Origin of the sequence: Veronia nyctiphanis (genome assembly GCF_004116385.1) — a bacterium.
Taxonomy (GTDB): Bacteria; Pseudomonadota; Gammaproteobacteria; order Enterobacterales; family Vibrionaceae; genus Veronia; species Veronia nyctiphanis.
The window spans coordinates 1-25,556 of sequence record NZ_PEIB01000031.1 but is presented as its reverse complement, the minus strand read 5'-3'; the positions used below and the strand labels follow the sequence as shown (position 1 = coordinate 25,556).

General features: G+C 43.3%; 25 protein-coding genes. 14 read left to right on the top strand and 11 right to left on the bottom strand.

Annotation, left to right across the window (positions count from 1 at the left end; all coding sequences use genetic code 11):
- The first annotated feature begins 75 nt into the window (after positions 1 to 75).
- The 4 genes from CS022_RS19275 (at position 76) to CS022_RS19260 (ending at position 4,480) form a co-directional block, all read left to right on the top strand.
- Positions 76 to 933, top strand: a complete 858-nt coding sequence (locus CS022_RS19275) for a LysR family transcriptional regulator (protein WP_129123612.1) — start codon at positions 76 to 78, stop codon at positions 931 to 933.
- 447 nt (positions 934 to 1,380) lie between these two features.
- Positions 1,381 to 2,019, top strand: coding sequence for a 2OG-Fe dioxygenase family protein (locus tag CS022_RS19270; protein ID WP_129122937.1), 639 nt, complete (start codon positions 1,381 to 1,383; stop codon positions 2,017 to 2,019).
- Complete coding sequence (locus CS022_RS19265; protein WP_129122936.1) at positions 1,994 to 3,238, top strand: cysteine desulfurase-like protein; 1,245 nt, start codon at positions 1,994 to 1,996, stop codon at positions 3,236 to 3,238. Before CS022_RS19270 ends, CS022_RS19265 begins: the two co-directional genes overlap by 26 nt.
- A 375-nt stretch (positions 3,239 to 3,613) precedes the next feature.
- Positions 3,614 to 4,480: a helix-turn-helix domain-containing protein gene (locus CS022_RS19260; protein ID WP_129122935.1), complete on the top strand. Its 867-nt coding sequence runs from the start codon at positions 3,614 to 3,616 to the stop codon at positions 4,478 to 4,480.
- 46 nt (positions 4,481 to 4,526) lie between these two features.
- Here the strand turns inward: CS022_RS19260 and CS022_RS19255 are convergent, their stop codons facing one another.
- From CS022_RS19255 to CS022_RS19245, 3 genes are read right to left on the bottom strand one after another with little or no spacing between them, the layout of a single operon-like run.
- Positions 4,527 to 5,813 (bottom strand): MATE family efflux transporter, encoded by a 1,287-nt coding sequence (locus CS022_RS19255; RefSeq protein ID WP_268967915.1) that lies wholly within the window; start codon positions 5,811 to 5,813, stop codon positions 4,527 to 4,529.
- Between the two features lie 35 nt (positions 5,814 to 5,848).
- Entirely contained in the window at positions 5,849 to 6,376 is a 528-nt protein-coding gene (locus CS022_RS19250; RefSeq protein WP_129123610.1) for a hypothetical protein, read from the bottom strand.
- Entirely contained in the window at positions 6,316 to 6,795 is a 480-nt protein-coding gene (locus CS022_RS19245; protein WP_129122932.1) for a Gfo/Idh/MocA family protein, read from the bottom strand. The genes CS022_RS19250 and CS022_RS19245 overlap by 61 nt, the downstream gene beginning before the upstream one ends.
- A gap of 970 nt (positions 6,796 to 7,765) precedes the next feature.
- On the opposite strand from CS022_RS19245, the gene CS022_RS19240 reads away from it, so the two are divergent.
- A complete protein-coding gene (locus CS022_RS19240) occupies positions 7,766 to 9,034 on the top strand; it encodes an O-acetylhomoserine aminocarboxypropyltransferase/cysteine synthase family protein (RefSeq protein ID WP_129122931.1) in 1,269 nt (422 codons plus the stop codon).
- Positions 9,035 to 9,145: 111 nt separating this feature from the next.
- On the opposite strand, the gene CS022_RS19235 is transcribed toward CS022_RS19240, so the two are convergent.
- Entirely contained in the window at positions 9,146 to 9,595 is a 450-nt protein-coding gene (locus CS022_RS19235) for an MAPEG family protein (protein WP_129122930.1), read from the bottom strand.
- A gap of 6 nt (positions 9,596 to 9,601) precedes the next feature.
- Entirely contained in the window at positions 9,602 to 10,078 is a 477-nt protein-coding gene (locus CS022_RS19230; protein ID WP_129122929.1) for an RDD family protein, read from the bottom strand.
- Positions 10,079 to 10,351: 273 nt separating this feature from the next.
- Here CS022_RS19230 and CS022_RS19225 point away from each other — a divergent pair, with 273 nt between their 5' ends.
- From CS022_RS19225 to CS022_RS19220, 3 genes are read left to right on the top strand one after another with little or no spacing between them, the layout of a single operon-like run.
- Complete coding sequence (locus tag CS022_RS19225; RefSeq protein ID WP_201746292.1) at positions 10,352 to 11,368, top strand: DUF1800 domain-containing protein; 1,017 nt, start codon at positions 10,352 to 10,354, stop codon at positions 11,366 to 11,368.
- Between the two features lie 38 nt (positions 11,369 to 11,406).
- On the top strand, positions 11,407 to 11,883 hold the full coding sequence (locus tag CS022_RS25510; RefSeq protein ID WP_408057248.1) for a DUF1800 family protein: 477 nt from the start codon (positions 11,407 to 11,409) through the stop codon (positions 11,881 to 11,883).
- Complete coding sequence (locus CS022_RS19220; protein ID WP_129122928.1) at positions 11,880 to 13,187, top strand: DUF1501 domain-containing protein; 1,308 nt, start codon at positions 11,880 to 11,882, stop codon at positions 13,185 to 13,187. Before CS022_RS25510 ends, CS022_RS19220 begins: the two co-directional genes overlap by 4 nt.
- Before the next feature lie 97 nt (positions 13,188 to 13,284).
- Here the strand turns inward: CS022_RS19220 and CS022_RS19215 are convergent, their stop codons facing one another.
- The 3 genes from CS022_RS19215 to CS022_RS19205 form a co-directional block, all read right to left on the bottom strand.
- Positions 13,285 to 13,746, bottom strand: a complete 462-nt coding sequence (locus CS022_RS19215; protein WP_129122927.1) for a hypothetical protein — start codon at positions 13,744 to 13,746, stop codon at positions 13,285 to 13,287.
- A gap of 258 nt (positions 13,747 to 14,004) precedes the next feature.
- Positions 14,005 to 14,940 carry an AEC family transporter gene (locus tag CS022_RS19210; protein ID WP_129122926.1) on the bottom strand — a complete coding sequence of 312 codons (936 nt, stop codon included), beginning with the start codon at positions 14,938 to 14,940 and terminating at the stop codon, positions 14,005 to 14,007.
- 133 nt (positions 14,941 to 15,073) lie between these two features.
- Complete coding sequence (locus tag CS022_RS19205; RefSeq protein WP_129122925.1) at positions 15,074 to 16,036, bottom strand: nucleoside hydrolase; 963 nt, start codon at positions 16,034 to 16,036, stop codon at positions 15,074 to 15,076.
- 253 nt (positions 16,037 to 16,289) lie between these two features.
- Between CS022_RS19205 and CS022_RS19200 the strand changes: the two genes are divergently transcribed.
- Positions 16,290 to 17,027, top strand: a complete 738-nt coding sequence (locus CS022_RS19200) for an EAL domain-containing protein (protein ID WP_129122924.1) — start codon at positions 16,290 to 16,292, stop codon at positions 17,025 to 17,027.
- Positions 17,028 to 17,108: 81 nt separating this feature from the next.
- Here CS022_RS19200 and CS022_RS19195 read toward each other — a convergent pair whose 3' ends face one another.
- Both CS022_RS19195 and CS022_RS19190 read right to left on the bottom strand, forming a co-directional pair.
- Positions 17,109 to 18,293 (bottom strand): sensor histidine kinase, encoded by a 1,185-nt coding sequence (locus CS022_RS19195; protein ID WP_129122923.1) that lies wholly within the window; start codon positions 18,291 to 18,293, stop codon positions 17,109 to 17,111.
- Entirely contained in the window at positions 18,290 to 18,964 is a 675-nt protein-coding gene (locus CS022_RS19190) for a response regulator transcription factor (RefSeq protein ID WP_129122922.1), read from the bottom strand. The genes CS022_RS19195 and CS022_RS19190 overlap by 4 nt, the downstream gene beginning before the upstream one ends.
- A gap of 370 nt (positions 18,965 to 19,334) precedes the next feature.
- On the opposite strand from CS022_RS19190, the gene CS022_RS19185 reads away from it, so the two are divergent.
- From CS022_RS19185 to CS022_RS19175, 3 genes are all read left to right on the top strand, one after another.
- Positions 19,335 to 20,273: a Gfo/Idh/MocA family protein gene (locus tag CS022_RS19185; protein ID WP_161569649.1), complete on the top strand. Its 939-nt coding sequence runs from the start codon at positions 19,335 to 19,337 to the stop codon at positions 20,271 to 20,273.
- Positions 20,274 to 20,309: 36 nt separating this feature from the next.
- The gene (locus tag CS022_RS19180; protein WP_235869522.1) at positions 20,310 to 20,900 is read left to right on the top strand and encodes a glutathione S-transferase family protein; all 591 of its coding nucleotides are present in this window, start codon (positions 20,310 to 20,312) and stop codon (positions 20,898 to 20,900) included.
- 303 nt (positions 20,901 to 21,203) lie between these two features.
- Positions 21,204 to 21,443: a hypothetical protein gene (locus CS022_RS19175; RefSeq protein ID WP_129122920.1), complete on the top strand. Its 240-nt coding sequence runs from the start codon at positions 21,204 to 21,206 to the stop codon at positions 21,441 to 21,443.
- A 108-nt stretch (positions 21,444 to 21,551) separates the two neighbouring features.
- Here the strand turns inward: CS022_RS19175 and CS022_RS19170 are convergent, their stop codons facing one another.
- Positions 21,552 to 22,772: a transglycosylase SLT domain-containing protein gene (locus tag CS022_RS19170; RefSeq protein WP_161569648.1), complete on the bottom strand. Its 1,221-nt coding sequence runs from the start codon at positions 22,770 to 22,772 to the stop codon at positions 21,552 to 21,554.
- A gap of 595 nt (positions 22,773 to 23,367) precedes the next feature.
- Here CS022_RS19170 and CS022_RS19165 point away from each other — a divergent pair.
- Positions 23,368 to 25,350, top strand: coding sequence for a PKD domain-containing protein (locus CS022_RS19165; RefSeq protein ID WP_129123609.1), 1,983 nt, complete (start codon positions 23,368 to 23,370; stop codon positions 25,348 to 25,350).
- An 8-nt stretch (positions 25,351 to 25,358) separates the two neighbouring features.
- The coding region (locus tag CS022_RS19160; RefSeq protein ID WP_328590413.1) for a carbohydrate-binding protein at positions 25,359 to 25,556 on the top strand (198 nt) is incomplete at its 3' end.

Sequence of the window (25,556 nt, the reverse complement as noted above, 5' to 3'; positions counted from 1 at the left end):
AAGAGTTAACCTGAGCGATTACTCAAATAAATACAATTTAAATATAAATGACATTTAAGAAATTTTGAGTATGTTATGGAAAATAAGCTTTTAAGTTTTCGAATGCAATTGTTTGCATCAGTAATCCGAGCGGGTAGTTTTACTGTCGCAGCGGAACAATTGAACCTCACAAAATCAGGCCTAAGCCAGCATATTACGGCTCTTGAGCAAGAACTCGGTGTGCAGTTAATGCACAGAACGACAAGGAAGCTCACCCTTTCGCATGCTGGTGAAATATTCTTCGACCGCTGTGTTGAACTCGAAAACCTTTTACGCATCGCCGTAGATGAATTAAACGAAACACAGTCAACGATATGTGGAAGCCTGACTTTAACAGCGCCTGAAGGGTTAGTCAGACCCGTTATTTCTCCCGTTGTCATTCAGTTAATGGCCAAGCATCCAGAGTTAACCATCGACCTTATTGTGTCAGACAAACAACTCGACCTCGTTCAGGGCAATATCGATGTCGCTATTCGAGCAGGCAAGTTAGTGGATAGTGCCAGTAAAGCCAGAAGGATTGGCGAAATAAACGAGCACTGGTACATAAACAAAAACATCGTATGTTCTGAATCTGTCGCTGAAATCGTATTACCATGGCAGAACAGCTCTTCTGAAAAACAACTTAAAGTCAGTACATTTCCAGCGGCTATTGAATTCGTGCTTCAAGGTGCAGGTATAGCACTTATACCTGACATCACAGTGTTGGATTTCATTGATGATGGCACCTTAGTGAAGGTAGAACATCCAGGTGAACCGGGTCTCAAGCAAGAGAGAATTCCTGTCTACGCAATGCACAACTACCAAAACCACACGCCTAGGAACGTTCAGTACGTCATCGCAGCAATAGAAGATGCCCTACAAAACTTGACAAAAAAGCTAGACAATATGTCCTAGTGTGTGAATCACCATAATGCACTCATCAGCCCGCCTCTGATCGCCTAGAGGCGGTCGGAGTAAAAGCAAAGTCAAACACAAAGTCTAAATATATAGTCCGAGTTAACGTTTTCTTTACGTCACATATCTACACTCTCGCCGCTGTTCCTAATCTACTTCAAACTATTTGAAAGTCATTTACGTGAATATTCATTAGATATGATTATCACATCAATTTTCAGCAGTGAACACCAACATGGATTAATTAATCAAAATAATACTTCAGTATAAGTAAATATAGTGGTTTATTGTTTCATTTTGTTCAGTGTTCACTTTTTAATATCAGCAGGTGATCGTTTATTCAACTATTCGCATTGAAATTTAAACAATAAGCAACATAATTGTCTAGGTTAACACTTAATTAACAGCAGAATCACACACGGAACACAGTGAACTGAGGACAAGAAAATGCACAATAAGTTTCTGATTGAAGCTTTTCAAACGCCTGATAACGTTGCCGAGGTCTTGGGCGGCTACTATGACGAACTGCCTAGTGATCCATATGTCGATAGTGATATTCGATTTCGTTCGTACGCTCATTTTCAAGCACATGAAGGTGGTTTAACAGAAAGGTTGCCACACAAACCATTCACGCAGTCTTCTCAGTTCAACCGTGTTGTCGGTGATATTGAGCGCCATTTCGAACCCATGAGTGATGAAATGGTACAAACAGCAGAGTTTCGTCACCTTGTAGACTCTTTTGTCGAGCGTACTGGTATCGATAAGGTTAATGGTCATTTCGATGTACACCAAATCCGCGTCACTTGCGATGAAGATGCAACAAGCGCGCCTGCACCAGAGGGAATTCATCAGGATGGATTTCGTTATGTCGGTATTTTCTGTGTGCAACGTAGAAATATTTCTGGCGGCTACACGCAAATATTTTCGTCGCCTGTCGATCAGCACCCGCACTTAAACACGGTACTGGAAGAAAATCAGTTCATCATTCTGAATGACAGCCGTTACTTCCACCATATTTCCGAAACACTCTCAAGTAAAGCAGGCGAAAAAGGAGTTAGAGATGTCTTCGTCTTCACTGCAGATTAAGCAAAAAATTGAAGAAATCAGAGCGGGATTTCCCGCTCTTCAGCAGTCTATAAATGGGTTCACCCCAGCCTATTTTGACGGTCCCGGCGGGACACAGTTACCTGCGACAGTGCAGGCTGCATTCTCAAATTATCTGGCTTCCGGCAATTCCAATTTAGGCGGACAATTCTCAGTCAGCCGTAATACAGTTGAATTGGTTAATAACGCTAGGGAACATGCAGCAGCCATGCTGAATGCCCCGTCCAGAGACGAAATTGTCTTCGGCGCAAATATGACGTCAATGACATTGCATTTCAGTCGTTCAATTGCTCGCACTTGGAAAGCGGGTGATGAAATCATTCTCAGCGATGCAGACCATGGTGCAAACCGCTCGTGCTGGGCGATGGCCGCGGAAGAAAGAGGCGTAACGGTTCATTACCTACCGGTAACAGGCAAGACATGTGAGCTAGACATTGCCAAGCTTGATGAATTGCTGTCGGACAAAACGCGTTTGGTTGCGGTCACAGCGGCAAGCAACCTGAGTGGCACTACCGTTGATATTGATACTGTTGTTAAGAAAGCTAAAGCCGCTGGCGCTGTGGCGTTTATTGATGCCGTTCATCTACTGCCCCACCAGCTGGTTGACGTGCAGGCACTAGGTGCTGACTTTGTTGCTGCCTCAGCGTATAAGTTTTTTGGTCCCCACCTAGGCCTAATATGGGGACATTCGGAGCTTCTTAACTCTTTGACACCTTATAAAGTAGAACCAGCACCAAACTATGCGCCGAACTGTTGGGAAACCGGAACGCTAAACTTTGAGGCGATTTCGGCATTCGTAGAGGCTGTCAAATATCTTGCATCGCTCGGCGAAGGTGAAGATTTACGTTCTCAGTTAGTCTCAGGTTACGAGCAGATCCATGCTTACGAAACCAGCCTCGCTGAGTACTTTCTGAATGCACTATCACAACATGACGACATTGAGCTTATCGGCCAACCTTCTGCTCAAGGCAGAACGGCAACGTTTGCTCTTCGTTTCGGTGATACGCCTCCCGCAGAGGTCGCAGCGCATCTAGGTGAACAGGAAATCTATGCATGGACAGGTCACCTATACGCTGACAGATTGACAGATGCTTTAAACATCACGGATAAAGGTGGCATTCTGCGTGTTGGCTTGATGCACTACAACACCACCGAAGAAATTGACCGTTTATTCGTAGCACTGGCAAAAATTGTCAGTTAAATTCATAAAAAATGAGGGGGTATCCGTCCCCTCATTCATCATCATGCGCTTAGTTTACCCCGCTAAAACTGCTGCAATATCTTAAAACTTCATAAAAATCGAATTATTCACCTCAAAAACATTCCTCACTGAGAACCGATCAATAACGAATAAGTCAATTCAACTCTGTTAACACCCTTTTGGTAAAATCTAGGGTGATAATTACTATTAAACAGAATCATACATGATGTTTTCAAATTTATGAGAGGTGATTCTGTCAATCGAAAGGCATTACATTGACCAGAGTACTTTGAAAAGACAATTCAGAGACTAACTGACAGAATATTCTATAACTACTTGATAGCGAATTTATTCATTTGATTTAAAGGGTAAAGATTGGACTATTTTTGTTTTGAACAAATTAACTCTTTAAAAGAGCCATTAGCAATAACGTTTGACGACGAAAACTTTGCTTATCAGATAGGGAGAAACCTTTTAAAGTACAGAAAAATTGCTGATATTAATCAGCAGGTCATGGCGGAAGCTTTTGGTGTATCGATTGCACAATATAGGAAGTACGAAAAAGGTGAAGATTGTCCCAAAATGCATTCAGTTGCAAGATGGTCAATCATCACTGGCTCGCCAAATACACTCCTTCTTAGTGATACTGACTATGCTCAATATGTGAGTATCCCCGAAAAAGTATGGGAGCTCGTCCCATTCTTATGTGCCTTATCTCATTCGAGTGATTTAGTTTTCAACTCTTTATTTTCATTGAGCCGAGAAATTGTAGACGTAGCATCTGAACAAGAGGTATTTTTCGGTGATGTACCTGATTTAAGCAATATACTTATTGACATTGAGTCGAACTATTATGTGAAAGTTGCTAAAAACATGAAGCTAATTCGTGATTGCCTTGAACTATCGCAAGATTCATTATCTGAGCTTTTAGGTATATCTCTCTCAGCATATCAGCAATATGAAAAGCAAATTAACTCCCCAAGAATATCTTTTTCTTTCTTTGCGCGTTCTCATTCAATTTTGCAGCTGAATAGTCGCTGGGCGACGACAGGAAAAACTGAATTTTCTAAATTTAATCTTAGAAGGAATCATCGAATTTCCCTAATGTTACCAATAATTAATTCCTCTTCACGTCATCAAAAGGTTTCGATACAGGAAATATTTAAGTCCGTATCACAGTCATTAATTAATGAACAGCTAGATAGCGAAATTTCAAAGTATGAATCATTGAAAAGTAATTGAAAATAGGCTGAGTTTACAAAAAATCAATAATCTCAGCCTGCGTATATCAAACGGCTAATGGTGAAGCATGTCGCCATACTCCATGTTTCCACCTTAAACTGCACACAATACAGCGTAAGTATTCATCGACTAAAAGTGCAAGCCAAACACCAACTAGCCCATAGTCAAATACAACTGAAAACAAGAAGACAAGTGGTAGACACACTAACCACATACTGGCGATAGATAGCGTTACCGGGTATTTTGCATCTCCTGATACCACAAGGCTGTTTACAATCACCATATTCACAGCGCCAGCAGGGTGACGAAGTAGGTCAATAAAAAGCAAAGTTGAGCCTAGCACCCATATATCTCTGTCCTGAGTGAATATTTGGAAAGCGAAGTCAGAGCTTAACCATATAATTAAGATCATGGCTGCACTTCCCAATATACTGAGTCTAATACTTTGGCGAATTTGTTCACCTATTCTTGTAAAATCACCAGCACCTAAAAGATGAGAGACAATAATTCTATTTCCAACGCCTATTGCTTGCGAGTATATAACTGGTATAAGTATCAAGTTCAATGTATATATTCTTGTTGATATAGCTAGAGTACCAAGTGAAATAACAGTTACAGTGATAAAAAAACGATTAAATTCATATGACATCGGCTCCATTGTTGCAGGGATACCTATTTTCATTGATTGACTTAAATACTGTTTCATTTCCAAAAATGAACCATGAAAATTAAATTTCACTTTTTTATTTAAATGAACAAAGTAAATAACAATAGATAGACCAACCAAGTAAGATAAAGCAGATGCAAGCGCTACATACTGTACACCATCAAAGCCAAAATCTAACCAACCAAAAATAAAAATTGAGTTTAAAATAATATTTAATATATTAGCAATGAGTGTGGAGTACATATTCAGATTTGTCCATCCATTGATATTTAGGATACTTCCATAACCAATTTGAATAGACTTTATGAGTAGTGCTGGTGCAAAAATCAACAAATATGAACTTGTTAATATGTTCATATCGTCATTAAGCCCCATCCACTTTCCAATATCTTGGTGAAGTAATAAGTAAACTAACGTCACGCATAAGCCAATTGAAAAGTTGAAGATAATAGTAAAATAATAATTTGCCGCTAGCCTTTTATACATATTTGCGCCAAGCATCTGACCTAAAACGCCAGTCGTCCCAATCGATAGAGAGTGTAAAATGACAATTGGGATTACGATAACTGGCATAAGAGTACCAATTGCCGCTGCTGAAGAATCAGAGATGCTATTTAAAAATAGAACGTCAGTAAATGTTATTAGATATGTAAGAAGAACTTCGATAAAGATTGGCCATGTTATCTTTACTAGACCTTTCTCTATAACGATATTACTTGATGAGTTTTGCGTTTTTGTTTTTTTTTCATTTTTCTTACTTTTTTAACTAAATATTCACAAACATAATGTGTATTCAAATCTCTGTTTTTTATCTTAGAATCAACTTTGCCTACTTTGATAGATCTTATCCATTCTTCAATCATTGCATAAAATCCTTTTGCGTATAAAATATCGGACCACTCAGGCAAATTAAGCATACTTGAACTTTCATTTTCATGGACCACGCCATTAAAAAAGTCACTGAACTGATAAGTTTTATTTGCAGTTGAAAACTCTAAGGTTTCAATCGTTTTACCATATTCTCTATTCATACTCCCACTAAACAAGCAGTATCTGCTTTCCCATGAGATATTAACTTTCGATAGCATCCCCATATTTGACAGGTAATTTACATGTATAGAGTCAGGTGATGTGTCACCTAATATATTTAGTGAATCTACTACATGTATCATATCATTAAAGATAAAATCTCTTGGTGACGAAGGATGTTTGTATCTATTTTTTTCCATTGAAAATCTTGAATCCTTTCACTATTAAGGTACTTACTCCACAGGGGACTATACCGACGATTAAAACCAATGAATAAAGGCGTAGACTTTTTCTCCGCAATATTATGTAAATTTTCATATTCTGAATATAACATTGCAGCTGGTTTATCAACAAATACTGCTATGCCAATGTTTAGGAAATAGTGTGCGATTTCAAAATGCGATTGACTTGTTGTATGAATCATTACAGCATCTATGTTCATATCTTTAAGTTTTTTATAATCAATAACAATCTGGTTTATCTTGAATTCTTCCGCTACTAACTTGACAAGCTCTTCTTTTCTTCCGCATAGAATTAACTCCATTTCAGGAGTGCGCGACAATATAGGTAAATATGCTTTACGAGCAATATCTCCTATTCCAATTAAAGCTATCTTCATAAGTAGAATTTCAACTTAAGTAAATTAGTATTTATCTCTTAATTTTAAATAATTAATATACACTTCAATGTTGTGGCACTTACCAATCAGAGACATTTACATCGTATTTGAAAGATTGCTTTCCTAACATGGGAAAACATAACAACTTACAGTAATTTTTTTACTATGATTCAACATGTTTTTTCTTATTGTTTAATCGTATCTCGAATATATAGATTCGTGAGGTTTACCCAATACGTGACGCTTGAGGTTTTATGCCTGTGTTTTGCTTAAAGTCGTTGAGAAATATGCTGGGCCTTCAAAGCCAATACAACAGGCTATCTGATCAATATGTGCCTGCGTGTAGATGAGCCTGCGGTTTGCCTCATCCAGTAGCTTCACCAGAGCATTTTCCTCGCGCAATAATTTTCACTTGGAGCCGACAGATTCGGGCCTAAATAGAAATACCCGTCTCACGATCATATTTGCTCATTAGCTATTTTTAACTGATGCTTTTTAGTCGGCCGATAGGCTGAAAAGCTGATCTGAAGGAAAATCACGTCCCCATTATCATCAGGCAAGAGCATAAATCTGCCGACTATATCGTGAGGTTTGAGTACCGAATTATTCGTGCTCACGAAAATCTCACTGATGCCGCGATTAATTCTTACACTGACTTTTATTGTGGGATACCAATTAGTTAGTCACCACAACGCGAAGTGTCTGGCGACTTTGACAAAGACGATCGAAATGACAGAATTTCATGCGCTGCACTCATTCTTGCTACGTACAACAGTTGTTAACTCTGCCACAATCTGGTGCACAAACTTTGAGCTTTGACGCGTTGCTCGTATCTGTTATCTGCCATAGTAAACCAGCCTTGTGGACGACGACGAGAGACATAATGGTCCATTTAAGAAGGGGCAATATAACAAGTGCTCATGGTTCGAACGCGTTTGTTGAAAATAATCACTAGGGATGGAAACAATCTATGAAAGACGAAACACTTGCGATACATCACGGATATACCACGGATCCAACAACCAAAAGTGTTGCCACGCCAATTTATCAAACCGTAGCTTATGAATTCGACAATGCTCAGCATGGTGCGGATTTATTTAACCTCGAAGTTCCCGGCAATATCTATACACGCATCATGAACCCAACCAATGATGTGTTAGAACAACGGATGGCTGCGTTAGAGGGTGGTATCGCATCGTTAGTCGTTAGTGCCGGTAGTGCTGCGATCAATTATGCCATCCTTACTCTCGCTCAAGCTGGTGACAATATCGTCTCTACACCGCAACTCTATGGCGGTACTTATACGCTGTTTGCCCACATGCTGCCTAATCAGGGCATCGAAGTAAGATTTGCAAAAGATGACAGCCCTGAAAGCCTCGCCGAGCTGATCGATGAGAATACCAAAGCCGTGTATTGCGAAAGCATCGGTAACCCAGCAGGTAACATTGTCGATATCGCCGGAATCGCTGACCTTGCCCACGCACAAGGCGTTCCTGTCATCGTTGATAATACCGTTGCGACACCAGTGTTATGTAAGCCAATCCAACACGGTGCAGATATCGTGGTTCACTCGTTGACCAAGTATATCGGTGGCCACGGTACCACCCTGGGGGGTGTGATTGTTGATTCGGGCACATTCCCTTGGGATCAGCATAAAGAACGCTTCCCAGTCCTTAATCAGCCAGAGCCTTCTTATCACGGCGTTGTTTACACAGAAGCGTTTGGTCCAGCTGCCTTTATTGGACGCGCGCGCACTGTGCCGCTGCGTAACACTGGTGCAGCGCTCTCACCCATGAATGCTTTCATGTTAATGCAAGGTCTTGAAACTCTTCCACTTCGTATGGAAAGACATGTCGAAAATGCAGTTAAAGTGGCCCAGTATCTCGAATCTAACGACAAGGTTAGTTGGGTAAGCTATGCAGGTCTTGAATCGTCTGAGTACTACCCTCTGGCAGAGAAGTACATGGGCGGTAAACCCTCTGCCATTCTTTCGTTTGGTCTTAAAGACGGCTACGACGCAGGCGTTCGCTTCTTTGATGCCCTTCAAATGATCAAACGACTGGTAAACATTGGGGATGCGAAATCACTGGCATGTCACCCAGCATCAACTACACACCGCCAGTTAACACCAGAAGAACAAGCTCAAGCAGGTGTCACACCAGAGATGATTCGGATATCGGTGGGTATTGAGCACATTGATGACATTATTGCTGATATCGAGCAAGCACTGAACGCTTAAGGCGTTTATTTAGCTCAACGGTCACCACCTCCATAGGAGGTGGTTTAAAACTGATAATGAAAAGAAGCCCAGTTGGACTTCTTTTTTTATCTTGGTGGTGGAAACGACTCATCAAAGTAAGGGCGCTGACAACATCACCACAGCAACATGAACAACCATGAACCATAACACCAAGCTAGAAAAAATGTAGAACGTAAATCTCAGATGTACATTATTAACAGTACAGTGGATCAAACTATGTATTCCCCTAAGACAGACATACGCCCACGCCGCTATTGAAAGTACCTCATCAACCAAACCCGACTGAATCGCCATTACGCTTATCACGTAGAAAAGCACAGGCAACTCAAAGAGGTTTTTAAGATTATCTGAAGGATATGAAACCTCTTCAGGCATTAGTTCAACCAGCGCAGAAGATTTCCCCAATTTCGCGTAGTCAACATGATGCGTCATAATGTAGGACAAACGGCGGATATACATGTAAACCCATACGACAAAGGTCAGTGAAATCATCGCTAATACCTGAAGCCATAATGTCGTTGTCAGTAACTCTTGCAACACTACTCATCACCCCTCAAAAATCGATAAGTTGTCTTTATTTTTATTGGAATAAATCACCAGCGTGCCAGCTAATTTGTCGTGCCAGCCTTGCTTACGTTGATCAATAGCTATCCAGAATAATCCCAGCCCAAACGGCACCGACGCGATAATGTAACCCAAATATCGAACAACATATTGTGTTGTTGTCGGCCTTAGCCCCGTTTGTGCATCAACGATTTTGGCCGAAAGCACCATTTTTCCAGGAGTTGCCGCGCGGTAAGACCAAAAGAGGATCGTGACGATAAAAGGTAGAACAACCCTCACGAACATATCCGTACTCCCCAGAAAAATTTTTTCAGAATGCAGGTATTGTTCTCCATAGACCGAGTAAAGGATCGGTACCGTCACAATCGCCATCAACACACCGTCGATGAGCGATGCAACCACACGTGGGAAAAAACCTACATAGTGATGCTGATGTTGATTATCTGATTCTTCGTCCATTTAGACTACCAGCAGGCTCAGTAAATAATTGTGCAGATACCAATAATAATACCTGCTATCAAGCATTTGTGATGACTCAATATTTGTTCATCACTCAGAGTCTCAGCATCACACTGAAGGAAAATAAGCATTAAATCGCGAGTAAGCGTTCATAAATAGGTGTAAATATGCGTAAAGAGACTTTCCACGTCGACCAAAAGCTCTTTATTGTTAGTCCCTGTTTAGGAGCAGATACCACGTATTTTCACCACCGACTATGCAAACGGGGTAAGAATGGCAGTAATGAGTGACATCGACAACTCACCCAAACGGATTCACAGACTTCTGTGTCAGGCAACCTTTGGGGCAAACAAGAAAGACCTAGAAGCAGTGAAAGTCATCGGCTTCAGGCAGTGGTATGAGAACCAAAGTAAGGTCAAGCCAAGTCTACACCTCCCCTTATCCATTGAGTTCACACCGGACTTTGAAAAAAAGAACAGAGTGAGAGGCACAGCAAGACTTGGCGCTTGGTGGAGAAACAGTCTGGAAGGTGAAGATCAGGTCAGACAAAGAATGGCCTTTGCTCTGAGCCAGATTTTCGTCGTCTCTGAGAACGGAGCCAGTAACCATCAACTCTTGGCGAGTTACTACGATTTACTCGTAAAACATGCCCTAGAGAACTTCCGGGATCTTTTTTACGACGTGACGCTACATATTGCCATGGGTCGTTTCCTGACATTGCGCGGCAGTCGGAAAGCCAACATCAAAAAGAATACCTTCCCAGACGAAAACTATGCCCGCGAATGTATGCAGCTTTTCACGCTGGGTTTATGGCTGTTGAATGATGACGGCACACCAAAATTGGATCAATCAGGCCGAAAGATCCCTGCCTACACACAGGAAGATGTCGAAGAGTTGTCGCGAGTTCTCACGGGTTGGAGTGGCGGAAGCAGCACCTCTCCCATGGTCTCGAAGAGCAGACACCACGATAAAGGGGAAAAGACAGTATTGGGGGCAATTTTCAAACCCAAACAATCCGCTGAACAAGACCTGTCACAAGCCGTGGACTTGCTGTTCAATCATCCAAATACGCCACCATTTATCGCTAACCTTCTGATAAAACGCTTCGTGGCCAGTAACCCTAGACCTGAGTTTATCCAGCGTGTCGCCACGGTATTTAAAAATAACGGTAAAGGTGTAAGAGGTGATCTCAAAGCAACGCTGTTCGCCATTCTCACCGATCCAGATGCAGTGAACGGCGTTGCGCCGGCAACGACGAAGCAGCAAGGCATCGCCACTTTGGTAAGTTAAAAGAGCCGATCATTGCCATTGCCAATCAAGCCCGGGCATTGGGCATGCGCTCGCAAAGAAAAGTCTGGCGAGACATCAGCACCGCAAAAAAGCTAGGCCAAGCTCCCTTAGCTGCACCGTCTGTGTTTAATTTCTACACACCTGATTTTGCACCACAGGGCGAGATTTCAGACATAGGACTCACCGCACCCGAATTCAAACTAACGACCTCAAATTATTTGTTGCAAATCCAAAACCTTATCTGGCAAATGAGTGGAGCGACTGGCGGGGGCAGGAAGAAATTGTGGGCTTACGATGCTTCTGATTTTCTTAAAGCGCAGAAGACGTCGACAGATTTGGTTGCACTGGTGGACGAGCGATTTTTTGGTCAGACAATGTCCGATGCGCTTCGACAACGACTGATAAAGCTCTTAGACAACTCCCTTAATAGAAAGCCCGCGCTAAGCAGAGTTCGCGGCACCCTATATGTGGCTCTGACATCCCCAGAGTTTTTTGCTGAGGAGGCTATCGTATGAAGACAAGCAGAAGACAATTCCTGAAAACATCAGCAGCATTGACCGCAGCATCGAGCGTCACGCCGTCAATCAGCATAGCCTCTGAGCCGCAGGATCACAAAGCATTAGTTATCGTCTTTCTTTTTGGCGGCAACGATGCTTATAACACTTTGATTCCTCTCTCACAGGCAGGGTATGAGACCTATAAAAAGGTTCGTCCCTCGTTGGCCTTGAGTAGAAATGATGTGATAGATACAGGCCTTCGAACAGAGAACGGTGAGCCACTTGGTATTCACAAGGCAATGGAAAAGCTTGTGCCTTTCTTCAAGCGCGGAGAAGCTTCAGCCATCATTAATAGCGGCCAGCTTATCGAACCTACCAAGGCATCAGACATCAAAGCCAAACGCGTGACACTTCCTGACTTTTTGATGGCACACAACACCCAGCAGGCAATGTGGCAAACAGGCGCAAGTAACCTTGGGCTCTCCCTTGGCTGGGCGGGTCGAGTCATGGATTCACTTAATCCTACAAGTGATCTATCACCGCTATTTTCCGTCAAAGGTGATTCGCTTCTAACCCGAGGAGATCGCCTGCCTCAGACCATCGTCAGTAAGAGCGGTGTCGGTGAATATGAAGCATGGCACCAGTCAGCACTTCGAGATGGCTACTTCGAACACTTTTCTGATGCGGGTTACAGTAATCTGTATTCGGAAAACTATGCGAGAAAAATGCGTGACAGTGTATTGGAGAACGAAAGCCTCAGGGAAATTCTCCAGAAACACACAGTGAAAGGCAACTACCCACAGAGCGATTTGGGTGGCCAATTAGCCATGGTAGAAAGGCTGATTGATGCACGCCACTCTCTCAAACAACCCAGACAGGTATTTTTTGTGGGCATGGGGGGATTTGATACCCATCATGACCAGCGAGAAAAGCATCCCATACTGCTTAAGCAGGTCAGCGAAGCGTTAGCCAGTTTCCAAGAGTCACTTGTTAAACTCGGCATCTCAGATCAAGTCATCACCCTGACGATGTCGGATTTTGGCCGACGAGCTCAGGCTAACGAGACTGGCACAGACCACGGTTGGGGTGGACATCAGTTTATATTGGGCGGCGCGGTCAAGGGGGGAAAAGCATTTGGTCGATGGCCAGATCTCTCTCAAGGCAGTGAGAGTGACTACAAAAACGGCAGGATAATTCCCGGTATTGCATCGGATCAAGTAAACGCGGACCTCTGTAGTTGGCTGGGTGTGAGCAGCACCATCATTCAGGACATTTTCCCGAACCTCATCAACTTCAGAGATACACCGCTGTCGATTATATGATCGTTGATTTCCCATCTCATCCGTTAATGGTTTTTAAGAGGCAAAAAAAGCGCTTATAAGCTATCTTGATAAGCGCTTTTCTAAATGAAAACTAGGTTCAAAAGCGGTCTGCACCACTTTGGCTGATACCGCCGCCCGTTGCAGCATTGTATTCACGCTGCAAAATAGACGTATCGCTTCTGACGCTTGACGATTTCCCTTCAGTTCCGCCTGTCGAACCATTGAACGTCTTGGTCGAACTGGATATCTGCGGCTTTGCTGATTTTGAGGCGACTGCCGCAATGACGGTCGGCTGTGTTGCCGCTCGTTGTGCGAAATTAACGTGCCTTATCGGCTGCTGCTGCGGTTGCTGGGGTTGTTGCTGAGCCTGTTGCGGCTGAGGTGCAGGCTGCCTTGGCTGATTGTTATTAAGCAGAAAATCGTAACCTTTTCCGTTAAAAACATTGCCGTGCCATCCACCAATACCTTGACTCGCTGACGTTCCAGCGTTTACAAAACCCGTAGGGCTTACGCTACCGCCCAGGGCCATTGTTTGTGGTCCCAAGCCCCCTAAATTCATATCAACTCTCCTCACCATCTGACACAGTTACCAGTAATGTGTGTTTACTGGGCTGCATTGAATTAAAAAAGACAAACGCTAAAAAGTACGTTTAGTCTTTTTACTTTAAAGGTGAGTGACCTGGAGAAGGAGATAGTTCCATATTGATAGACAAAATTTAAATCGGCCTCCATTTTTCCTTATTATTTAGTAGCTTCTAATCAATGTATTGTCCTAATTTTTGGTACTTTAGGAAAAATCCGTCAGGGAATGCAAAATCTACTGGTTAGTCAACAGCCATAAACACAACGGGACACTGAGAATACTGAATACCGTAGAGAACAAAATCGATGTAGCTACTTCAGGCATAATCCTCTGATAGCGCTGAGAAAAAATATATGCATTCACACCAATCGGCATAGAAGCCATCACAGTTGCGGTAACCGTCCATGTTTCACTCAAACCAAATACATACGTGCTGAATAGATACACCAGCAGAGGTAGCATCAGGTTTTTAAACACCACCAGAAGCAACGGAACCCTTGAGCTAAATGTTAACGGAAATTGACTGATCGACGCGCCCAAGACGAACAACGTCAGAGGTATCGCCGCTTCAGAGAACAGGGAAAGCGAAGCACTCAGCAAATCGGGCAGTGAGAATGGCAAAACATTGACCAAAAGACCGCTGAAGATGGCAAGTGTAATTGGGTTTTTCAGTATCTCACTAAAAATTCGCACAACCGATAGAAGCACTTTTTTACGGTCAAAACGTCCACGTTCAGCAAAGAAAAACCCAAGTAAATAGATGGTTAGCGCATGAACTGATATCAACATGAACAGGGGAAGCATTGCGTCATCCCCCAGCGTATAGTGGATAACAGGTATACCAATAACAACCGCATTTGAAAACGTTGCAGAAAAGCCCAGTACACTCTGTGTTTCGCACTCATCGCTAAATAGATACCTCGCGATAAACGCTGTTAACGAGAAAACAATGAATACTGACAGGTAATAAGAGAGTAATAGGCTCCATTCAATATTATCCGGCACGGCGAGCGTCGACATTTTAGTAAACAACATCACCGGAATAGCCATTGAGAAGGTAAATTTAGAAAGTGACTGAATATCTGAGCGGGATAACTTTCCTGATTTTGCGGTCAGGAAACCAAAAAGTGACACCAGAAAAACAGGTAAAATAGAAACAACAACTAACATCTTCTAACCCAGAAATTTATATCGAACAGCCGATTTGCGTACCTCTAATAAAGGAAATGGCTAAGATTGATTGATAACTCAGCCGTTCATCTTACAAGAATGAGAGGCAATGGTTTAAAACGAAGTTGAGACGCTAGGCGTGGTCACCAATTAGCGTATCAGAGAAATGGTTTAAAACCGCCTCGCTATCAACGCTGATCGCCACAGACTGACTTGGTCTTTGTTCCCACGCATCATTTGAAAAGACTCTACTTTCTGTTTTCTGGATCGTCATCCCCTCAGCGCCTCCCTCTTCTACAACTACAATCGGTCCTTCTCTGAGTTCAAATAACTCGGGCCGAGACACGTAAACCAACGCAGCGGGGTCGTGTAAGTAACAGGCTTTTCGTTTTAACTCAGTTTCGTAAAAGCCAAGATAAAACTGACTGACATCATAAATAAAGCGCCCTTTTTCACCTGCATGATCTCGAAGTGTTTCGATATAGTGCTCTTCACACGCTATCTCGTGTGTCACATCAAGACCGATAACAACCACTGGCCAGTTTGCAGCAAAAACAATATTTGCAGCATGAGGGTCGTCATGAACATTTGCCTCCGCAACAGGCGAAACATTACCTCTATGCCCGTTTTCACCAAAAGCACCGCCCATAATCACAACGTTCTTAACCAGTGAGACGGCTTCGGGTGCATTCTGAACAAGCAGCGCGAGATTAGTAAGAGGCCCCACAGCCACCAACGTGATTTCACCCGGGTTAGCAGTAATTTTTTTGGCCATGTACTGCCAAGCCGTTTCTTCTTCAGCGACTGATTTTGGTGCGTCTGCAACGACACTGCCAAGACCATGCTCACCATGCACAATAACTGTCGGTCCATTCGGGGTCTTTATCAGTGGAGCAGCGGCACCGCATGCAACATCAAAAGAAGCATTGAATTTATCCTTGATGAACAGAGCATTTCGGGTTGTGTCTTCAATTGTGGCGTTACCGAAGACTGTGGTAATGCCCATTAACTTAAGATGTTTGTTCGCCAACACATACATGATTGCCATTGCATCGTCGATACCCGGATCCGTGTCCAGAATAATTGTTTCAGCCATCCTTGCCTCATTCATCCAGCCATCTCAATCAATGGTGTCTGGTTGCATCGTTAGTATTGTCACGATGTTACAACATTCACCTTTTTACGACCCGAGTTTCGAGGCGTTGAGAAAGTCGAATGTGATCGCACGCATCCTACCTTACCTTGAGCTTTATTTTGCTTAACTTTGATTACTGTTCATCCAGCTCGTACGACATTAACGTGTACCCCTAAAACAAGTCAGTCAAAGAACAGACAAATAAGAGAAAGCAATGAATACAGATACGGCCCAGAGGCCAGCCATCAAGACAAAAAGTTCCCCTTCCCTTACCTTCTGCCTGCAGCCCATTATTGATATTAAAACGTTAAAAACGCATGCACTTGAACTGTTAACACGTGTCAAACTCCAATCTGGAGAATGCCTAAACAGCGAACCTTTCTTTGCAAATCTAAACGAAGTCAGCCTGCAAACCATCATCCGAGACCAGATCACCGCACTCAACGAACAAGCTGATATCTACAACTCAGCAAATTTGACAATTTCTATCAATATTCCGATGCGTTACTTTGTGCAACCTAAGTACATGGAAGAAGTCATCAACATGGCGCGTTTCCCACTGGCGATAGAAGTGACAGAAATCGATACGTTCACTGGCCAACACCTGCAATTCTGGGATTCAGCGGCACTGCTAAAAGAACATGGCTACCAGATTTGGCTGGACGACTATCTGCCCTCCCCGGTCAATGATCTAGTGCTCAATCTTATTCGCTGGGATGCCATCAAAATCGACCAGCGCTTTCTCTACAGCAACATCGACAAACCCGATGCAATGAAAGCACTGCTTGAAACAGTAATATTGCATTGCAAAGACATCGTCACGGAAGGCATTGAAACAAGCTATATGCACTGCCAGCTCAAAGCGTACGACATTTACGCGCAAGGGTTTTACTACGCAAGACCACTAGACATGGACATGAGCTTCACAAACTATGCGTTGAGAAACCAGTAAAGCCCCACAAAGCTTATAGCGAGAAACCATATTGTGCAGGGAGCTCCCATTCCTTGTGCTGAAAGCTTCGCAAAGAGAAATCTACTTGTTTATGACCACCAAAACCTCACCACCAGCCTCTGTATTACTGATAACAACCTGACCGGATAACAGCATGGTTAGCTCATAAATCAAAACTAAACCGATGCCAAATCCATCGGCATTTTTAATTAAAGACGTATCTTTATTTCTGAATGTTGCGACCACATCGTCAGGAAAACCCGGACCATCATCGTTGATTCGAATAACGTCATGATGAGGATAAGACTTGAAGGAAACATCAACACAGCTTTTGGTATAGCGAAAAGCATTAGACAAACTGTTTTGCAAAAGTATGGTAACCAGCTTCTTGTCAGAAATGAGGGTCTGATTACAGTTCACAAACCGATAGCACTTGTCTTCTGGAATCAGCGCTAAAGAGTCGATAAGCACCGATTCAAACGTAAACTGCTCTTTGTGCAACTCTACCTCGTTATTCAGGATCTTATAAAGATGGAGGCTACTTTCACATATTAGGTTAAGGTTAGAGACCTGCCCTGACAGCTTATTGCGCAGAAACTTACTGTCACCCTCATGTTGCGACAAAATATCTGTGGTTAACTGAATTGCAGCTAACGGCGTTCTGATGTCATGAGGTAAAGAACCGAAGATCAGTTTCTTCTTGCGCTGCAACCGTAAAATCGAATCTGCCATTGCATGTTGATTGGCAATCAGAGATTTCACCGGCTCAGGTCCGTGCAAACGAACCCTACGTCTCAGGTCTCCGCACGACAACGCACTTGAAAGCTCCTCAAGCCGACCTAACCCGCGAGACCACGAAAATAAGATTCCCCCCATCACCAGCAAGGTACAGCCAAGTTGTAGTAAGAGATCAACCGTCCAAATCCTAAATGCATAGGCTCTGCTGACAAAAACATACGGGTCGTCTTTTTCCAGCTTCATCGCCACGGGCGTGCCTCCATCCGAGAACCCTTGCATTGGCGGATAGGCTGAGATTTTCTCTACATCTGTATCAATCAGACAAATGAATGAATCTGAGCACGTTTCGCCATCTTTGCATGAGTATGAAATCTCTTCAGCAGAATTTAAGACACCTGGTTTGCATATTGAGGGCGTATCTGGTGAGAATTCCTCAACCCAAAGGGTTAAGTAAGCTTCAGAAACTGCTTTTGCGAAAATAAAGCCAAGAAGAACAGAAAGTGTGATTTGTAAAAAAAATGTTCTCATTGTTTTTCAATATCTCGGGTTAAATAAAATCCTCTACTTCGCTTATTTTTTATTAACTCCTGACCAACAAAATATTTACTTATTTTCTTTCTTAACGAGGACAAACGCATATATATCGATTTATCATCAGCATTTGCTTCGTAACCATGAATATCAAAGAATAAATCGTGTACTGACTTTGGTTCATCGCTTTGAGCAAGTATCTCCAAAATTTCAAACTCGGAGGGTAATAAATGAACGGTTATATCTTGATAAAGAAGTTGGCTCTCTTTCATCGAAAGGATAAGTTTTTCTTGTAATTTCACAGTGGGAGAAATAAGTCGTTTAATTCTTTCTTTCAGCACATTAGCTCTGATTGGCTTTCTAATGTAATCATCAGCGCCAAGAACCAATGCGTTTGTCTCTGAAAGCTCGCTATCATTAGCAGTCATCATGATAACCGGGGTAAGAATCGATGCATCCCTTAAAGAAGTCAGTATTTCAAACCCCGTATGAACAGGTAACTGAATATCAAGCAATATAAGACGGGGCGTTTTTTCTATAACCAGATTCAACGCATTTTCACCAGAGTTATGACGAAAAACTGAATAGTTTTCAACCGTACTTAAAAAGTAGGTCAACATATCACCAAGTTCTTTATCATCTTCAATGATAAGAATATCTATACACATATTTTTTATTCTTTATAAATAGAGAATCTTGAGTGATTTATGAACAAAACCAGCATCAACATTTAATTTAAATTATTATTATATATTAACAATATAACAACAGAGTGAATCGTAAGATATGATTCAATTGAATATCATCGCTATTTTACATTTTTGATGATGTTATCAAAGGCGAAATGTCTATTTTTCTGACTTCAATCATCCAGAAAGTTTAAAAGGCCATGCATTTAATTATTGATATGTGCCGTATTTACTCAGGCCTATCCGGGACAGTATGTGTTTGAACAGGTAGCATACGTTTCAAACTACACTATTAATGAAACGTGCAACTTGTTGAACATTAACAGCACAAACACAACTGGAGCGAACTGTGACCATTTCGGTTGGAATCATTGGTTTTGGAACCATTGGCCAAAGGATTTACCAAGCACTATCAAAACATTCTTCATTTCACGTTTCGTGTGTCTACGATTCCGATTTAGAAAAACTGAAAGCGCTCGATAGCGGCACGGACGCACTCTCATCACCCGATGAAATGTTTACTCGCAGTGATGTTGATCTTGTCTATGTTGGCACGCCACCAGCAAGCCATATCGATTATTGCTACAAAGCAATCGAGGCGAAGAAGGCTATCTGGGTTGAAAAACCGCTCGCTGTCGACATAGAAGCAGCAGAAAAACTGGTTGAAGATGTCGAGAAAAGCGGCCTACCTGCTGTCGTAAACCTCCCCGGAGCAGCCAGTCCCTCACTTGATACGCTAAAGCTACTGCTCTCAGATATCCCCCAGGAAGAGATCGAAAATGTTGAGATGCAAATTCACTTCAGCCAGTGGCCGCGTAAATGGCAGGAAAATGCCAGTAGTTGGCTCAGCTTAAAAGAGCAAGGTGGCTTTCTGCGCGAAGTCGTTACGCATTTCTTTTTTATGCACCAGCGATTGCTTGGCTCCATGACGCTTGAAAACGCAGAGGTGAACTACCCCGACGACAGATCGTCTGAAACCTTTGTCAATGCTGACTACCTCTCGGGCAATATCCCGGTCAGGTTGGAAGCATCAAGTGATGTCGTCGCCGAAGATTACCTCGAATGGAAACTTACGGGAAAACATAAATCTATTCGTGAACTGAATTGGCGGATGATCGAAGTTAAAGAGGGCGACACGTGGAAAGAAGTCACCGTCAATGGCGAGCACCAATACCTAAGCGAACTAATCAAACTCATGGCTGGCGAAAAGAACAAATTGGCGACGCTCCGTGAAGCACTTGAAGTACAAAAAATGATAGAGAGGACTTTGGCGGAAGGCGACACTTAACTTCATCCCTATCTAAACGCGCTATGAGGCACTTTCATGTATACGCTGTTTTACTTTCCACGAAATGCCAGCTTTGCGCCGCACATGTTATTGGCACACCTCGGTGTGCCCTATCAACTTGAATTAGTCGATAGAAAATCGGCGGCACAAAAGTCTGATGCTTACCTCGCTCTGAATCCAACAGGACGAATTCCTACCTTGGTAGACGATCAGACTGTGCTGTTTGAGAGTGCAGCAATCTGTTTATACCTCAGTGAAAAACATCCAGAGAGTCATTTGATACCATCACTGGGCACGACTGAGCGCGCCACCTTTCATCAGTGGCTGTTTTATCTCACCGCCAGTTTGCAACCAGAACTAATGATGTATTTTTATCCCGAGCGTCATACAGAGTCAGACGGCGATTCGCAAGCAATCAAACGCGCGCAGGAGGAACGACTGACGGAGATGTTTGCCTTGCTGGATAAAACATTGGCTAACTCAGCGTTTCTTTGCGGCAACACACTGACAGCCTGCGACTACTTTTTGTTCATGCTTGCGCATTGGGGAAGCGGTTTGTCTGCGCCACCCTTGTCGTTCCCAAACCTCAGGCGCTTTCTTGCCAGATGGCCAATCAACCTGCAGTAAAAACGGTGTGCGACAAAGAAGGAACATCACTTAAGATGTATATTAATCAATAAGGTACATGTTCCACACTTTGGATTTAAATCACAAAAACGTTGCATGACATGACAATGAATTGTGATAAATTATGATTTTAGTCAGCCAGTTAACATCCATTTTTGATCTGATTGGCTATGAGAAAACTACCCAATGTTATTCCTTACGCCGCTGTGAATATATATTTTGTTTACGCCAATGTTTGCCTAACCAGTCATGGTGATATGACTAGGCAGATTTGTAGTCGGCATGTAAAAAAGGAAAATGACAATGGAAAGCTTCTGCGAAACGTGTAATGCATACACTAAGCATACTCAGCACTTTCAAGAGAAAAAAGACCGTTACCCAAACACATTTTGGGGTGGTGTTAAGAAAGTGATATGGGAAACATTCATAATTGGTGGTTCCACTGACATGTTGGTGAAAAAGCTAGATGAACTCGATTTAGTGGTCACTTGCAAAACATGTGGCACTAAAAAGATTGAAAATCAGGGTCGAGATGGCGAATAAGCGTGAAAGAATTTTTGCAGAATCGCGGCACGAAGCCGCGGTTCATAAATCAACTAACCCGAAGCCAATAAACGCTCTATTTCCTCAAAAATTGACATGCACACCTTGTCATTTCAGAGGCGGGTCAAGCCGCATTGCTTTCGTCGCTGCCATCACTCTGATTACAAACTGCTGCGCTTCTTTATAAGGCAGGTCTCTGACAAGCTGCCTGAACACCTGCTTACGACTCAACATATTTATCTTTCTATTGAACCCTTCAATATCTCCCTGCGGATGTTCAAAGACCTTCAACAACTGGTCTAAACCGATTTTGTAAGCGGTAACAGCACATAATAAGCGGCTATCTCTGTCCTTTATGTCGGAAAAAGTTGTGTTGACCAACGCCGATAGATAGTTTGTGCCGTAGAAAATGTTGACGGCAGCAACATACAAGGCATCGGCGGTGGGCAATGTCGCCCGACGAAAAACCAGTTCAGAGACAATAAGCCCTGCACTGTGCGGCGACACCTGCATAATCCCGTAGGCAGCGCCCGCGTATTTAGAGACCGGGTTAAACCCCGTCTCTACCTGAGAAATTGCCAGCAAAAAACCTAATTCAACATTGGTCAAATCAGCATGAAATCGAAAATGGTCAAGATATAACGCATATTCTCTAGACCAGAAATACGGCGGAAACACAACTTTATGTCGCTGAATAGCTTCGTATTTACTGACCTGTGTATCATTAAGCTGCATTGCCAAGCGTCTCTTACGCTCTTTAATGTTTGCTTCAATTTTCCTCTGAGTACTTTGCTTATTGTGCCGGCTCAGCAGTAAGTTTCTATCAACAGCACTCAACTGTTGTTCTCGATGGCTGTCGATTTCAGCGAAGAGGATCGCAGGCTTAATAGCTTTTTGTTGCTCGATGACTCCCTCAGACAGGCTGAACAGTGTGATTAACCCGTGACGAAGCAGGAATCGATAATTCCAATCTCCGATAGATTCAGGAAGCAAGTATCCGCTTATATCAGCGAGGCGGTTATTTGCATCAGATTTCAGCAGCTCAAATTCAATGTGGCGAGAAACATAGTCGACAATAAGTCGAAAATTATGCTGCTTCCCATAAAAAACATAGCGCTCAGGGGAAGACTGTATGGGTTGCATCCAAACCCTGAGTAGTTCCTCTCTTCGTGTATCAAAACCACTTAGGTAGAGAGACTGTGTGTTTTTCCTTTGGTAGAAATCTTGTTGAGAAAACTCTGAACTACTGCTGCGTGCAATAGAGAGAATATCAATGGTAGGCACGTTGTCCGTCGCATAAAAGGCCAACGCAGTGAGTGAATAACTCATCACGCATCCTATCAAAACAAGAAAATGAGCCTGTTTTTGCATTTCAGACAAAGTAAATTTATTAATACTTGCAGTGTAGTGCAGTCAGGAAAAGTCGAAGTCCAGCATCAACGACTTATGATGGTTTCATTCAATGAGATGTGCAAAATGTGAAGACACATCACTGCTATCAAACTCAACGCTTAGATCAAGAAAGACTGTTAATTCCCATTGAATGATGGCAGACGGAGAGCCCGCACCAACAGAAATAAACCATTGAATAAATTACACTTAACTGAAATTGATAATGTTATCATTTCACATTCTTGTATCTCTTCTTTTGTTTTTATCAATACAGTGTTTTATCTCGTTGATAAACCATTCATTTAGCAAATAATAGCGCCCAATGCTGAGCTCAAACCTGACGATTATGCCCCCTGCCGGAGGGCGTCAGCAAAATCAAAAAGAGCACAAAGCAAAAGGCCTGACCTTGAGCCGTTGTAATGGAAACATAAGCCCAAAAGACATGGTTTCCCCAAAAGAAAGGAATCATTCAGTGCCGTGATTATTCTGCTCAACGCACTGTGTTTACTATATCAACAAAGGAAAACACACCATGAGACTGGAAAAACAGGATGTGAGTTTCAGTATCAACAATGTCACCAAGCAACTTTGTCTGGCTCTGGGCCTGATTGCAGCGACACCGCACGTCGCCATCGCCAACCAAGATCAAAGTACCCTAGCGACACCACTTACGCTGGGAACACCCGATGCCTTCATTCAAAGTGTCGGAATCGCGCCGTCAGCTCTGTCAAGGAGTGCTTTGTCGAGTAAGCCCCTTAGTCTTGCAGGTGCGGAACTAACACTACCAGACAGTCAGGGGAAATTACTGACTGCTGTCACTGAAAACCTTTTCGTAGAAGCAGATGGCACCCTGTCTATTGATGGTGAAATCGCCTCGATTCCGGGTTCGCGGTTTATTCTTCAGGGAAACAAGGACGCCGTTTATGGCTGGGTCATCCTGAATGACAACGACGCTTACGAATACCGTACAGAGAATGGTGAAGTCTCGGTATCTGCAATTGCCAAAACCGATGTCTTGCCAGATTGTCACTTCGGCAACCACTCACACCGTGATGTACCGGCTGGCGCGCAATTTTCGCTCCCCGCTGCGGAGGATGCGCCCCCTCATATCGGTGATTACAATGGCGAGCATGTTGGTAAACTGCAAAGCCGACCAGGCTCTCAGTATGTCCTGCTGATAGACACACGAAATGTGATGGCAAATGGCGAACCCTATGATGTGTCAAAAGAGTTCATCTGGACCACATGGCAGATTGTCGCTGCCAGCTTTTCCATGCTGGACATCAACGTCACGACGGACAGAGACATATATAACCGCGCTGCGCCAAGTAAACGTGGTGGCGGTACCATGTATCGTCAGACAGGTCGCTCTTCGTGCGCGTTCGCGTTTGGCACATCCACCTTCTGTACTCTTTACCGAGAAGATGATGCGTACGGGCAAGGCCGTATCGCCGCCCATGAGTTTGGCCATCTGTTCCACCTTAGCCATGACGGCGGCCAGCCGGGTGGCGAATACCATGAAGGCATCGCAGATTACCAGTGGGTGCCTGTTATGGGTAACATCTGGTTTGGTACCAACTGGCGCGACCCACTTTATCAATGGAGTAAAGGTGAATATAACGGCGCATCCAACCGTGAAGATGACTTCGCCATTCTTCAACGCTTTGTTCCTTTCAAGTCCGATGATATATCAGGTACTAAGCCACTCGATATCTCTGCCTCAGGTGCCGTACTGGCAGAGAACAATAGCGGCCAGATTGAAAGAAATACAGATTCAGATACCTTCACTTTCACCATTGGCGAAAACGGAGGTCGGGTAAATCTGTCGATTGATCGCGCTGAGCATATTGGTGGTGGCTTGCTGGATGTTTCCGCTGTTATTCGTAACAGTGCAGGTCAGACAGTGGCTCAGTCAAACAACCCTGTTGACCGCAGTGCCTCCTTCAATGAAAGCCTCAACGCAGGTGACTACTCACTGGTCATTTCAGGCGGTGCTGAGGGCACACCACAACACGGCTTCTCCAAATATTCATCGCTGGGATACTACACAATCAGTGGAACCCTCTCCGGTAAAGGAACGGGCGAGAACCAGGCACCGGATGCTGACTTCACCACGCAGAAGTCCGGTCTCTCTGTCAACTTCATCAATGCGTCGACTGACGATAAAGGGGTTGTCAGCTACTCTTGGCGTTTTGGTGATCAGACAACCTCTAACATCAAAGACCCTCTTCATGCTTACGCAGAATCAGGCACCTACACAGTGACGCTCAGCGTTGCAGATCAGGAAGGACTATCTGACACCATCAGTAAGTCCGTAACTGTCGTATCAGGCACTGACAACACGGCACCTGACGCGCAGTTCAACGTAACAACCGACAAGCTGACGGCAAGATTCACCAGCACCGCAACTGACGATAAAGCAGTAACCTCTCACCAATGGCAGTTTGGCGACGGTGCCGAGTCATTTGACGTGAATCCTGTTCACACGTATGCATCGGCGGACGTTATAACGTAAGCCTGACAGTGCTAGATCAAGAAGGACTAGAAGATTCAGTAACCTCAACCGTCACAGTCCAAGATGACGCAACGACGTGTGATGTAAAGGCCTGGAGTGCAACAACTTCCTATAGCAAAGGTGACCGTGTCTCGTTCAAAGGGCATATCTATGAGGCGGTATGGTGGTCGACTGGCGCTGCGCCCGATGTATACAGCAATGTCTGG